Genomic DNA, 13,510 nt, shown 5'->3' with positions numbered 1-13,510 from the left:
ATGAACCTGTGGAGGAATCAGAACAGGATGTCCGGATGCAAGGTGTCAGAAATGGGTCAACACAAAAGATATCAAAAATGACCTAAAAATGGCGTTGACGATCTATGGGTCGATACGTCAAGTTGTATGGGCCGGAAGGGTTGCCACAAAATCTGGTATCAAAACCAGAATAGGGCACAGGGCGAGGGTCGGAAAGCACATCATAGTAACGTGCAACCGTTTGATCGGTTTTGCGCTGCGGAATGCAGCGGCTGGTCTATTGCGCCCAATTTTATACGGCATGGCGATCGGTCCGCGTCTGAGGACCTGACGCTGAAGGACAAGTTGATTGAATCTAGGGCGTGCGGACATGAAGATTGACAGGAAATTTACGAAACCGGGGCAGGACGCTTATGCGGAACTGGACTTTGTCTCAGCGACGTCTGAGATCCGAAACCCCGATGGCACCATCGTTTTTCGCCTGGACAACATTGAAGTGCCCACGCGTTGGAGCCAGGTTGCCAGCGACGTCATCGCGCAGAAGTATTTCCGTAAAGCGGGCGTGCCGTCTAAGCTGAAGAAAGTAAAAGAGAAAGACGTCCCCGAATTCCTGTGGCGCTCGGTCCCGGCCGATGGCGCGGAGTTCGATGGTGAGACGTCTTCTAAGCAGGTTTTTGACCGTCTGGCGGGTGCCTGGGCCTATTGGGGCTGGAAGGGTGGCTACTTCTCGACGGAAGAGGATGCACGCGCCTACTTTGATGAGATGCGCTATATGCTGGCGACCCAGCGCGCCGCGCCGAACAGCCCGCAGTGGTTCAATACCGGTCTGCATTGGGCTTATGGAATCGACGGCCCCGCGCAGGGTCACCACTATGTCGACTACAAGACCGGCAAGCTGACCAAATCGAAATCTGCATACGAACATCCGCAGCCGCACGCGTGCTTCATCCAGTCTGTCGATGATGATCTGGTGAACGAAGGCGGCATCATGGATCTGTGGGTGCGCGAGGCGCGCCTGTTCAAATACGGCTCGGGTACCGGGACCAACTTCAGCCACTTGCGCGCAGAAGGCGAGGCGCTGTCGGGTGGCGGCAAGTCCTCGGGCCTTATGGGCTTTCTCAAGATCGGCGACCGCGCCGCTGGCGCGATCAAATCAGGCGGAACAACCCGTCGAGCAGCAAAGATGGTAATCGTCGATGCTGATCACCCTGACATCGAGAAATTCATCGAGTGGAAGGTGATCGAAGAGCAGAAGGTGGCCTCGATCGTAGCCGGATCGAAGATGCACGAGAAGATGCTGAACGGCATTTTCGAGGCCATCCGCACATGGGACGGCGCGCAAGACGACGCGTATGATCCCAAGAAGAATGACGCCCTGAAGGACGCGGTTCGCGAAGCCAAAAAGGTCGCGATCCCAGAAACTTACATCAAGCGCGTTCTGGACTATGCCAAGCAGGGTCACGACAGCATTGAATTCCCGACTTACGATACGGACTGGGATTCGGAAGCCTATAGCTCAGTCTCGGGTCAGAACTCGAACAACTCGATCCGCGTGACCAATGCATTTCTGACCGCAGTTGAGAAAGATGCCGATTGGGAACTGATCAACCGCACCGATGGCAAAGTTGCCAAGACAGTCAAGGCACGCGACCTTTGGGAAAAAGTCGGCCACGCCGCATGGGCCTGTGCCGATCCCGGCATTCAGTTCCACGACACCGTCAATGAATGGCACACATGCCCCAAAGATGGTGAGATTCGCGGTTCGAACCCGTGCTCGGAATACATGTTCCTTGATGACACGGCTTGTAACCTGGCGTCGATGAACCTGCTGACCTTCCTCAAGGATGGTGAGTTCCAGGCGGAAGACTACATGCACGCCTCGCGCCTGTGGACCCTGACGCTGGAAATCTCAGTCACGATGGCGCAGTTCCCATCCAAAGAAATCGCGCAACTGTCCTATGATTTCCGCACCTTGGGTCTGGGCTATGCCAACATCGGCGGTCTGCTGATGAACATGGGTTACAGCTACGACTCGGATGAGGGTCGGGCGATCTGTGGCGCGCTGACCGCGATCATGACCGGCGTGGCCTATGCCACCTCGGCCGAGATTGCCGGAGAGCTTGGACCCTTCAAGGGCTATGAGCGCAACGCAGACAACATGCTGCGCGTCATCCGTAACCACCGCCGTGCCTCGCAAGGTGTGACCGATGGGTATGAGAAACTGGCCGTGAAGCCGGTGCCTCTGGACCATGGCAACTGCCCGGACAAGCGTCTGGTCGATTTAGCGATGTCGGCTTGGGACGAGGCGCTGAGCCTTGGCGAAAAGAACGGCTATCGTAACGCGCAAGCCACGGTGATCGCGCCCACCGGCACCATTGGTCTGGTGATGGATTGTGACACGACCGGGATCGAGCCCGACTTTGCCCTAGTGAAGTTCAAAAAGCTCGCGGGTGGCGGCTACTTCAAGATCATCAACCGCTCGGTGCCGTCGGCGCTGGAAAAGCAGGGCTATTCCTCGTCTCAGATTGAAGAGATCGTGGGTTACGCGGTTGGTCACGGCACCATCGGCAACGCGCCGGGGATCAACCACACCTCGCTGACCGGTCACGGGTTTGGCCCAAATGAGCTGGCCAAGGTGGATGCCGCGCTGGAAAGCGCCTTTGATATCCGGTTCGTCTTCAACCAGTGGACACTGGGCGAGGATTTCTGCACCGGCGTTCTGGGCATCCCGGCGACCAAGCTAAATGATCCGACGTTCGATCTGCTGCGCCATCTGGGCTTTACCAAGGCGGATATCGACGCAGCCAATGACCATGTCTGCGGAACCATGACGCTGGAAGGCGCGCCGCACCTGAAGGAAGAGCACTATTCGATCTTCGACTGCGCCAACCCGTGCGGCAAGAAAGGTAAGCGTTTCCTTGGGGTTGATAGCCACATCACCATGATGGCCGCGGCCCAAAGCTTCATCTCGGGTGCGATCAGCAAAACGATCAACATGCCGAATGACGCGACCATCGAGGATTGCCAGAAAGCCTATGAACTCAGCTGGTCGCTGGGTGTGAAGGCCAACGCGCTGTATCGTGATGGCTCGAAACTGTCGCAGCCGCTGGCGGCCGCATTGGTCGAGGACGATGACGAGGCAGCAGAGGTGCTGGAAAGCGGCACGGCCCATGAAAAAGCCGTCGTTCTCGCCGAAAAGGTCATCGAGAAGGTCGTCGTCAAGGAAATCATCCGCAGCCATCGTGAGAAACTGCCGCATCGCCGCAAGGGTTACACCCAGAAAGCGATCGTCGGTGGCCACAAGGTCTATCTGCGAACAGGTGAGTTCGAAGACGGTAAGCTGGGCGAGATCTTCATCGACATGCATAAGGAAGGCGCTGGCTTCCGGGCGATGATGAACAACTTTGCCATCGCAGTGTCGGTTGGCCTGCAATACGGTGTGCCGCTGGAAGAATTCGTCGACGCCTTTACCTTCACCAAGTTTGAACCGGCGGGAATGGTGCAGGGCAACGACTCGATCAAGAACGCGACCTCGATCCTGGATTACATCTTCCGCGAACTGGCCGTGTCTTATCTGGATCGCACCGATCTGGCCCATGTGAAACCCGAAGGCGCAACCTTCGACGATCTGGGCCGCGGCGAAGAAGACGGACTGTCCAACGTATCAGAAATCAGTGACAGCGCTGCGTCCAAATCCTTGGAAGTGTTGAAACAAATCAGCTCGACCGGATATCTGCGCAAACGTTTGCCGCAGGATCTGGTGGTGTTCAACGGCGGCCAACCGGAAGTGAACGGCATGGCAGAACCGGCTGCGCAATTCGAAGCTCCGGTTGCGGAAACTGCCGTTGCCACGGGCATGGACGCACGGACCAAGGCCAAGATGCAGGGGTACGAGGGCGATCCTTGCGGCGAATGCGGAAATTACACGCTGGTGCGCAATGGCACCTGCATGAAGTGCAACACCTGCGGAGCGACCAGCGGGTGTAGCTAAGGAAAACGCCCCGTCAGGCGGGGTGTAGGGATCAGGGTTTCCCCTCGGATGTCCGATCCCGACGAACACGGAACAAGGCGTTGAGACTTACCAAATACGCCTTGGTCCACTCGGTCGACATGCCCGTGTCGACCGGGAACAGGGTGGGGCGGAATATTTGCTCTTTCCCACTCTCTCACGGGACGGGTGCGCTCGTTCCATGCGACGTCCAGGCCGCAGGCAAACAAAACACCGGGCGGTCAACGAATGGAGCCTGGATGGCGAAACTGACAGGGGGCTTCGGCCCCCTTTCTTTTTGCCCCCCGAGTCGGTGATTTAGGCAGGGCCTTGCCGGAACGGCACAGGCGCATCGGGCAAGAACCGCCGAAACGAGGATTGTACGTTTCGCCCAGCGGTTGATTGCAGACGCGACTCGGACAAACACGCGGAGAATGGCGCGAAACAGCGCGTGTTGCCGGGTTGGGGTGACGACGTTCATCGGTTTGGTGTCTGTGGTGCCTGTCCGGACGAAAACACACACAAATACCACTTAGGAGGCATCACAATGAAACCGCAAAACCTGGCAATTATTTCCGCATTCGTACTGGGCCTGCCGGCGATGGCTGCCGCGCAGTCCTCGGCGGACACTAATGGCGACGGAGTTCTGACTATAGAAGAAGTTCAGGCCGTTCTGCCCGAGGTCGACGCCGATGGTTTCTCGGCGATGGACGCCAACGGCGACGGGTCGCTAGACGCAGATGAAATTGCCATCGCGCAGGAAGCAGGGTTGCTACCGCCCAGCAACGGCTAATCCCGCGAAGGCATCGGCGGCCCGTACCCCCACGGGCCGCCATATTTCAACGGGTTACGCGGGCAAGTAAATGTTGAACCTGCCGCGCAGTTCGGCATCCAAAAGCGGATCGAATCTGGCAGGAGACGGGGTCGAGAGAATCTCTTCCTTCCGCTTCACCGCCTTTTCGATCAAATCGGGTTTGCCAATTTCCACCCATTCTTTCGGGGACGACCGGTCGCCAAAGGTGGGATAGACATAGTCCGCCTGCATGCGGCTCAACGTTGCATCGGTTCCCAGATAGTGACCCGGTCCGCCGATACAGACTTCGGCCATCTGATCCAGTGCCAGCGTCTCGTCCGTCACTTCGATGCCACGTACACAGCGTTGCGCTTGCCCGAGCAGGTCATCGCTGAGGATCAGGCTTTCATGGCAGAATCCCAGCAACGAAGCGTGCATGCCTGCGGCCTCATACACCATGTTCAAACCCGAAAGCCCGGCCATGACGTTCGAGCACATCTGCTCCCACCCGGCTTGCATGTCGGGCAGCTTCGCATCCGAAGCACCGGCGGCCGCGCCGCCCGGCAGGTCGTAGAAGTGGTGCATTTGGGCGCAGCCCGCAGTCAAAAGTGCTTGTTCGCCAGACCCAATGGACATCGCACCTGTGCGCAGATCAAGGCCAAAGGGCCAGGTGCCAAAAATCGCGGGTGCACCGGGGCTTACGGCGTTTACATAAACCAAACCGGCCAGGCATTCGGCGGTGGCCTGCGCGATTGCACCGGCAATTGTCGAAGGTGCCGTAGCGCCAGCCATTCCGGCCGATAGCAGCAGAACGGGCATGCCCGCTTTGATGCATTCCTCCATGACTTCGCAGCTTTCGGTTGCGAATTTCATCGGCGGAACAACAAAGCAGTTCGAGTTCGACATAAAGGGACGTTCTCGCCACTTATCCTCGCCACCAGCGATCATGTGCAGCATCTCAATCGCAGGGGCAACATGGCTGGGTTCGGTGAAGGACGTGCCGATATGTTTGAACGTTCCGGACGTGGTGGCGTAGACGGTGTTCAAATCCATCTCGAGGTTGTCGGCGATGTCGCGGCACACCATTGGGCGCTGAACGAAGTGAATGTTTTCAAGTTGTTCACAGATTCGGGACGCGTCGTGCAGGTCTTGAAGGGTCGAATCCCTGTATTCCTGCCCGTGAACATCAACCATGCTGACGGCCGCCCCGGCGGTGCCAAAGTGGACGCGGTTGCCCGACAGTTTCAGATCGGAATTGCCGTCCCGGGAATGCAACGTGACCGAGCGATTGGCCTTGGCGATCGTGTCTTCCACCAAAGCGCGGGGGAAGCGGATACGCCCGTCGTCACCCAAGATACAGCCAGCGCCGACAAGATAGTCGATCCCGCTTTGCGGGGCGTCCGCCAGACCAATGGTTTCCAGCGCGGTCAGCGCGGCCTGGTGAATACGCTCGATCTGCGCCGGGGTCAGCACCTTCAGCGTGCCGCCCTCCATGCCGGGACGGATCGGGCGCAGATGCTCAGGCAGTGCTGTGGCACGGGCTGCACGGCGCGCGGCACGACCGCCGCTGCGCGATGTATTTCGGGATTGTTCGTTCATAATTTAAGGTCCGGTCGAGAAAGTACGTTCAGGGTGAGTGTACTCAGACCACAACCGGCCGCCCACGCGCGGCACGCCCGCGATCCGCACCAATGGTACGGCTGATCAGGCGAATCTTCCAAACGTCACTTTGCATGCAGGTCCTCAATTGGTGATGTAAACTCTCTCAATACGAGGGCGCACAATCTGTCCTGTTTGCGACCTGAGGGGCCAAAAACGAAGTGTTGTGCCTTGTCCGCATCACGTTCTTGCCGTGGGGTAAAGTTTTTTCCCGAATGTGGGAAATTCTGTTAAGCTTCTATCACTTATTTAAGAGTGGTCCGTGATCTCAATGGATTTTTAACGATTGCAGACCAAGTTTTATGTGATGAAGCCCGTTATCTGTCGGGCGCGCTGCAAGGAATTTTGGAGAGGTTGATGAAAGCCCTGATGGCCCTCATGACCACTTGCCTGACAATCGGCATTGCACCGGTATATGCAGAGGATTGGACGGGGGCGTATGCGGGCTTTAGCTTTGGCTATGCGGATGTAGATGGCCCAAACAGTTCTGGCGGAAACGATACGACTTTTGGCCCACATGTCGGCTATGATCATGACTTCGGTAATTTCGTTCTTGGGGGTGAGCTGGAATACAACCGGCTCTCGCTGGATCTGGGGCAGGGTGAAGGCAGTGTAGACAGTCTGACCCGCCTTAAGTTGCGCGGTGGTTATGACTTTGGACCGGCCCTGGGCTATGTTGTTGTGGGCGCGGCCCGATTGGATGCGTCGCCCGAAAATGACACCGCCGCAGTGTACGGGATCGGAATTGCCTATCCTATCGGCGACAGTTTCGTCATCAGCGGTGAGGCCTTGCGTCAGAATTTTAACGACGTCACCCGAAGCCAGGGCGATATTGACGCCAACGTGTTCAACCTGCGTACAACCTTCCGGTTTTAAGGCCGTCTATTCCGCCGCGTGACTTTCCGCCAGGACGGCGGCGAAATCGCAAATCGTTCTCAGTGCAGCAGCAAAGCGGTCGTCATCAATTGTCATCGCAACGCGCACGTGCCCTGCCGCCGCTGTGCCAAAACTTTCGCCGGGCATGACGGCAATTGCGTGTGTATCCAGCAATGCGTTGGCGAATGCCTCACCGCTTAGCCCGGCTGCGCGGATGTCCAGCATCAGGTACATCGCACCCTGTGCGGGCACGAGGCCGATGGTGTTCTGGTTGGCAAGAATCTCGACCGCCAACGCGCGACGACGCCGGAACGGAGCGGCGATTTCCTCTTCAAGATCATGACCCGCGCTCAAGGCAAAACTGGCGGCGTCCTGAATGAACCCGGGCACGCCGTATGTTGTATGCGTTGCCAGAGTGATGAGATGGGCGATCACCTGCTCAGGGCCGACCACCCAACCGCATCGGGACCCGGTCATCGCGTGTGACTTGGACATCGAACCAACGACCAAAGTACGCTCGGCCATTCCGGGCAGGGTTCGTGGCGAGATATGCTCACCTTCCCAGACTTGCGTGTCATAAACCTCATCCGAGATCAGCCACAGGTCGCGGTCACGGCAGACACCTGCGATACCGTTCAGTGTCTCGCGGGAATATACGACGCCAGTGGGGTTGTTCGGGCTGTTGATCAACAGCGAAACCGCACCATCTGCTGCCGCATCGATCTGCTGCGCGCGCGGCTGGAATGCATCCTCGGCGGTGGTCTGGATGGCGCGGGCTGTCGCACCGGCGCCCCGGATCGTGCCGGGGTAAGTGGCGTAATAGGGATCGAGATACAGACCGACATCACCGGGATCGCACACCGCCACGTGGGCAGCGAACAAGGCAGATTGGCCGCCCGGGGTGATCAGCACGTTGTTGCGCGAGGTCTTCTGACCAGTGCGGGCCTGAATGCGCGCCGCAACGGTATCGCGCAGCAAATCGGAACCGGGCACCACAGCGTAGCCGGTGTTTCCCTGACGCGCCGATAGATCCATGGCATCCAGAATGGTCGGGTGCGTGCGAATGTCATGCTCACCAATGGTGAGTTCAGTAATGACGTGCCCTTCGCTGATCATCCGGCGCGCGCGGTAAAATACATCCCACCCATCACTGCCACCTCCGGTCAGATGAGTGATACGCTGCGACAGTTTCATGGCACGCTCCGATCTTGTCTTCAGCGCAGAATGGGCCAGAGGCATTGGAAAATGTCAATCAGCTTCGTGGGGGCAAAGTGGACTGCACTTTTTTCGTCAGGGTAGACCGCACCAGATCGTAAGATGTGGCCAGCCGATGACGCAGTTCATCCTCGTCACAGTCAAACGGCAGGCGGATCCAGCTGCGATGAAAATAAGGGGCCTTTGTGCCAAGTCCGGCGTCTATCAACATCTGGGCTGTCTCGATATCAGGCGTTTTGACGGACACGCCATCGTTGGCAGTGCCGATGCAGGCAAACATCTTGCCGCCAACCTTCCAGGCATCATGGCCTCCGCCCCAGGGGTCGGAAAGGTCAGCGCCTGGAAACGTGCGGCAGATGGAATTGACGTGATCTCGGCTCATGAACGAAAGGGTGCGCTGCCATGCGTTGAAACTCAAGTCTTGGCTCAACGCCATGTCCGTGCTAGGGGATGCGTATGAACCCGATGACCTGCATCATTATCTGCTGCATTACCTGCTGATTTATCAAGCGGGCCGGTTTCTTTCGTTTTCATCCCTGAGACAAGTTGCTAAGCCCGCGCCAAGCGCAAGCATTTGCTGTCTTTAGGAGCCGACCGATGACGACGATCAAACTGCACAACACCCGGACACGGACGAAAGAGGATTTCGTTCCGATCAGTGCCGATAACGTGCGGATGTATGTCTGTGGCCCAACGGTCTATGATCGCGCCCATCTGGGCAATGCGCGACCCGTGGTGGTGTTTGACGTGCTCTATCGGTTGCTGCGCCATGTCTACGGCGCGGATCACGTGACCTATGTACGCAATTTCACCGACGTGGATGACAAGATCAACGCGACCGCGCTGGCGCGTCAGAAGGCGGGTGCCGCTGGAACGCTGGAGCAGTTGGTGCAGGAACGGTCGGATGAAACCATCGGCTGGTATCTGCACGACATGGGCGCGTTGGGCGCGCTTGAGCCTGATGAGATGCCGCGTGCGACTCAGTACATCGCGCAAATGGTTGCGATGATTGAGGATTTGATCGCGAAGGGTCACGCCTACGCGGCCGAAAGGCACGTTCTGTTCGCGGTTGACAGCTGGAAGGAGCACTACGGCGCTTTGTCTGGTCGGTCGGTGGATGACATGATCGCCGGTGCCCGGGTTGAGGTCGCGCCCTACAAGCGGAACCCGATGGATTTCGTGCTGTGGAAGCCCTCGACCGATGAGTTGCCGGGGTGGGACTCGCCTTGGGGTCGCGGTCGTCCGGGGTGGCACATCGAATGCTCGGCCATGAGCTATGAGCTGCTGGGCGAGAGCTTTGATATTCACGGTGGCGGAAACGACCTGATGTTCCCGCACCATGAAAACGAGATCGCCCAGAGCAAATGCGCCCATCCGCACGGTGAGTTCGCGCGGTACTGGTTGCACAATGAGATGTTGCAGGTTGAAGGCAAGAAGATGTCCAAATCACTGGGCAACTTTTTCACGGTGCATGATCTTCTTGAGCAGGGCGTGCCGGGCGAGGTGATCCGGTTTGTCTTCCTGCAGACGCATTATCGCAAGCCGATGGACTGGACTGAGAAAAAGACCCGTGAGGCTGAGGCGACGCTGCGCAGGTGGCGGGCGCTGACAGCGGGCATCGAGCCCGCCGCCAGCGCTGCACCCGCAGTCGTTGCTGCGCTAAGCGATGACTTGAACACGGCGGGTGCTTTGGCGGAGTTGCACCGTTTGGCGGCGGATGGTGATGCGGCCTCGTTGCTGGCGGGTGCTCAGCTACTTGGTCTGTTGTCGCAAGAAATGGGTGCTTGGGCTGATACGGCTTCGGTGGATCTTTCAGCTCATGCAGACAGATTGTCTGATGCGCGGGCGAGTGCAATGCAGAGCAAAGATTTCTCGGAAGTCGATCGCCTAAAGGCAGCTTACCTGGCCGCTGGTTTGGAAGTACGAATGAGCAAGGATGGCGTCGAACTGGTTCCGGGCACAGGGTTCGATGCGGCCAAGCTGGAGGGCGTACGATGACCACAGAACGCCTCTACCTCTACGACACCACCCTGCGCGACGGGCAGCAGACACAGGGTGTGCAGTTCTCGACCGCTGAGAAGGTGCAGATCGCGCAGGCTCTGGACGAGTTGGGCGTAGACTATATCGAGGGCGGCTGGCCGGGGGCGAACCCGACGGATAGTGCGTTTTTCGATGCGGCTCCCAAGACGTCAGCTTGCTTGACAGCCTTTGGGATGACTAAGCGATCGGGCCGGTCGGCAGAGAATGACGATGTTCTAGCGGCGGTGATGAACGCGGGTACGCGGGCGGTCTGTCTGGTGGGTAAGTCGCACGATTACCACGTGACCCATGCGCTTGGCATCTCGCTTGAGGAGAATGTCGAGAACGTCCGTGCCTCTGTTGCACATATCGTAGCGCAGGGGCGCGAGGCGCTGTTTGATGCCGAGCATTTCTTTGATGGCTACAAGGACAATCCAACCTATGCGCTTGAGGTTTGTCGGGCCGCGATGGATGCCGGTGCGCGCTGGGTTGTTTTGTGTGACACCAATGGGGGGGCTTTGCCTGCGGAAGTGTCTCGGATTGTGTCCGAGATGGTCGCGGCGGGCCTGCGGGGGGATTGGCTGGGTATCCATACCCACAACGATACGGAAAATGCGGTGGCCTGTTCATTGGCGGCTGTCGATGCGGGCGCGCGGCAGGTTCAGGGGACTCTCAACGGGTTAGGAGAGCGTTGCGGAAATGCGAACCTGACCTCATTGATCCCTACATTGCTGCTGAAAGAACCTTATGCATCAAGCTTTGACATCGGCGTCAGTGTCGAGGCGCTGGCGGGTCTGACCCGCGTCAGCCGCATGCTGGACGAGATCCTGAACAGGGTGCCCAGCAAGCAATCGGCCTATGTCGGGGCGTCGGCTTTTGCGCACAAGGCAGGGCTGCATGCCAGCGCGATCCTCAAGGACCCGACGACATATGAACATGTGGATCCGGCGTCGGTTGGGAACACGCGGATCATTCCGATGTCGAACCAGGCGGGGCAGTCGAACCTGCGCCAGCGCTTGATCGAGGCCGGTTTGTCGGTCGAATCCGGTGACCCGGCCTTGGGCCGTATCCTCGAGCGGATCAAGTTGCGTGAGGCGGAAGGTTACTCCTACGACACCGCGCAGGCCAGTTTTGAGCTGCTGGCGCGGGACGAACTGGGTCAACTGCCTCAATTCTTTGAGGTAAAGCGGTACAAGGTCACCGTTGAACGGCGCAAGAACAAGTACAACAAAATGGTCAGCTTGTCCGAGGCCGTTGTTGTGGTGAAGGTCGATGGAGAAAAGAAGCTGTCGGTCAGCGAGTCTCTGGATGGGTCCGGCGGTGACCGGGGTCCGGTGAACGCGCTGGCCAAGGCGCTGGCCAAGGATCTTGGTCAGTATTCGCGGATTCTGGACGACATGCACCTGGTCGACTTCAAGGTGCGCATCACGCAGGGCGGCACCGAGGCTGTGACCCGCGTTATCATCGACAGTGAAGACGGGCAGGGGCGGCGGTGGTCCACCGTCGGCGTCAGCGCGAACATAGTCGATGCCTCGTTCGAGGCGCTGCTGGACGCGATCCAATGGAAACTGGTGCGTGATTGCGGCCCACAGTCGGCAGTCGCCGAGTGAGTACTCCATTTGACGATGACGTCAAGGCCTGTGCCGCGCTGTTGCATCGGGTGGATCCCGACCGGTTCATGGCGGCCATGGCGGCCCCGGTTTCCGCACGTGCGGTGTTGTTTCCGATCTATGCGCTGAACATCGAAGTCGCCCGGGCACCCTGGGTGACGCAAGAGCCGATGATTGCCGAGATGCGCCTGCAATGGTGGCGTGATGCGTTGCAAGAAATTGCCGAAGGTCCGACTGTTCGCCGGCACCAGGTCGTTACGCCGCTGTCGCGTGTCTTGTCCCCTCATCTTGCGTCGATGATGGATGAATATGTGGCCGTAAGGCGTTGGGATATTTATCGCGACCCGTTCGAGGACGAAGATCATTTCGACGCGTACATAAACCACAGCGCTGGCACGCTCACGGTGGTAGCGGCACAAGCGCTGGGGTCGGCGGATGAGGATGTCGTGCGGGACTTTGGCTATGCCGTTGGGGTAGCCAACTGGTTGCGCGCCATCCCGGATCTTGAAGCGCGCGGCCGAATTCCGCTGCTGGATGGCACGCCTGCGGGTGTTCAGCACCTGGCCGAAAAAGCGTACAGGCGGTTGATACTGGCACGTACTCAGCGGTGCTCGGTTTCGGTAAAAGCCACCGCTGCGCTGCATGTGGGTTGGCAAACCGAATTGGTTCTGAAGCAGGCCATTGCGCGCCCGGACAGGGTCGCCTCAGGAACCCTTGGGCCGGGTGAAATCCGCCGCCGCCTGTCATTGATGGTGCAGGCGGCAACGGGGCGCTGGTAGTTATTCCCAGCCGCCAGCGCGCATTTCTGCCGAGATTTTCAGCTGCACCAAGTCTGACGTTCCCGGAGCAAACATTCCGACGCCATACTCGCTGCGCAAAAGTTGGCCATCGGCTTCGACGGCAACCCAGTCACCTTTGTAATAATCGAAAAATCCGGCCAGAGGGTGTTCACCCATGAAGGTCAGGTCGATCTCAAGCGTTGCGGGCTTGGTCTGATCCTTTATTGTCAAATCTCCTATCATTTGCAGGGTGCTTGCACCGGTTTGCACCGCCGAGGTTGAGACGAATTTTATGTCTGGGTACGCCTCGACGTCGAAGAAATCACCGCTTTTGAGGTGATCGTTGAGCGGCCCCCAACCGGTTTCAACACTTGAGGCGTCGATTGTGATATCCGCGCTGGTTGCAGTGACGTTTTCAGGGTCAAACTCGACCGTGCCGGATACGGCGGTCCATTCGCCGGATTGTTCGGTCAGTCCCGCGTGGTTGTAGTAGAAACGGATTTCGGTGTGACTTTGATCAAAGTGATAGGTTTCGGCAAGGACTGGCGTGGCCAGTGCCAAGACGAGGGCAGATGCGGTAAACAGCTTCATG

10 protein-coding genes are annotated in these 13,510 nt (G+C 58.3%); 6 read left to right on the top strand and 4 right to left on the bottom strand.

What is annotated here, in order from left to right; translation table 11 throughout:
• Positions 1 to 349 precede the first annotated feature (349 nt).
• Together AC2FIS_RS03605 and AC2FIS_RS03600 are read left to right on the top strand one after the other, a co-directional pair.
• Positions 350 to 3,970 carry a vitamin B12-dependent ribonucleotide reductase gene (locus AC2FIS_RS03605; protein ID WP_496764702.1) on the top strand — a complete coding sequence of 1,207 codons (3,621 nt, stop codon included), beginning with the start codon at positions 350 to 352 and terminating at the stop codon, positions 3,968 to 3,970.
• A 544-nt stretch (positions 3,971 to 4,514) separates the two neighbouring features.
• The gene (locus AC2FIS_RS03600) at positions 4,515 to 4,760 is read left to right on the top strand and encodes an EF-hand domain-containing protein (protein WP_108859061.1); all 246 of its coding nucleotides are present in this window, start codon (positions 4,515 to 4,517) and stop codon (positions 4,758 to 4,760) included.
• 54 nt (positions 4,761 to 4,814) lie between these two features.
• Here the strand turns inward: AC2FIS_RS03600 and AC2FIS_RS03595 are convergent, their stop codons facing one another.
• The gene (locus AC2FIS_RS03595) at positions 4,815 to 6,359 is read right to left on the bottom strand and encodes a trimethylamine methyltransferase family protein (RefSeq protein WP_496771985.1); all 1,545 of its coding nucleotides are present in this window, start codon (positions 6,357 to 6,359) and stop codon (positions 4,815 to 4,817) included.
• A 417-nt stretch (positions 6,360 to 6,776) separates the two neighbouring features.
• Here AC2FIS_RS03595 and AC2FIS_RS03590 point away from each other — a divergent pair, with 417 nt between their 5' ends.
• Positions 6,777 to 7,295 (top strand): outer membrane protein, encoded by a 519-nt coding sequence (locus AC2FIS_RS03590; protein WP_496771984.1) that lies wholly within the window; start codon positions 6,777 to 6,779, stop codon positions 7,293 to 7,295.
• 6 nt (positions 7,296 to 7,301) lie between these two features.
• On the opposite strand, the gene AC2FIS_RS03585 is transcribed toward AC2FIS_RS03590, so the two are convergent.
• Complete coding sequence (locus tag AC2FIS_RS03585) at positions 7,302 to 8,489, bottom strand: pyridoxal phosphate-dependent aminotransferase (RefSeq protein WP_496771983.1); 1,188 nt, start codon at positions 8,487 to 8,489, stop codon at positions 7,302 to 7,304.
• Between the two features lie 58 nt (positions 8,490 to 8,547).
• Positions 8,548 to 8,892, bottom strand: a complete 345-nt coding sequence (locus AC2FIS_RS03580; RefSeq protein WP_496771982.1) for an MmcQ/YjbR family DNA-binding protein — start codon at positions 8,890 to 8,892, stop codon at positions 8,548 to 8,550.
• Positions 8,893 to 9,107: 215 nt separating this feature from the next.
• On the opposite strand from AC2FIS_RS03580, the gene cysS reads away from it, so the two are divergent.
• From cysS to AC2FIS_RS03565, 3 genes are read left to right on the top strand one after another with little or no spacing between them, the layout of a single operon-like run.
• Entirely contained in the window at positions 9,108 to 10,508 is a 1,401-nt protein-coding gene (cysS, locus tag AC2FIS_RS03575) for a cysteine--tRNA ligase (RefSeq protein ID WP_496771981.1), read from the top strand.
• A complete protein-coding gene (gene cimA, locus AC2FIS_RS03570; protein WP_496771980.1) occupies positions 10,505 to 12,139 on the top strand; it encodes a citramalate synthase in 1,635 nt (544 codons plus the stop codon). Before cysS ends, cimA begins: the two co-directional genes overlap by 4 nt.
• Positions 12,136 to 12,918 carry a squalene/phytoene synthase family protein gene (locus AC2FIS_RS03565; RefSeq protein WP_496771979.1) on the top strand — a complete coding sequence of 261 codons (783 nt, stop codon included), beginning with the start codon at positions 12,136 to 12,138 and terminating at the stop codon, positions 12,916 to 12,918. The genes cimA and AC2FIS_RS03565 overlap by 4 nt, the downstream gene beginning before the upstream one ends.
• Here AC2FIS_RS03565 and AC2FIS_RS03560 read toward each other — a convergent pair whose 3' ends face one another.
• Complete coding sequence (locus AC2FIS_RS03560; RefSeq protein WP_496771978.1) at positions 12,919 to 13,509, bottom strand: YceI family protein; 591 nt, start codon at positions 13,507 to 13,509, stop codon at positions 12,919 to 12,921.
• Position 13,510 lies beyond the last annotated feature (1 nt).

It is taken from the genome of Ruegeria sp. CDSB113 (assembly GCF_059611045.1).
Note: the sequence above shows the minus strand (reverse complement) of the source record. Positions and strands in the feature narration are given on the sequence as shown.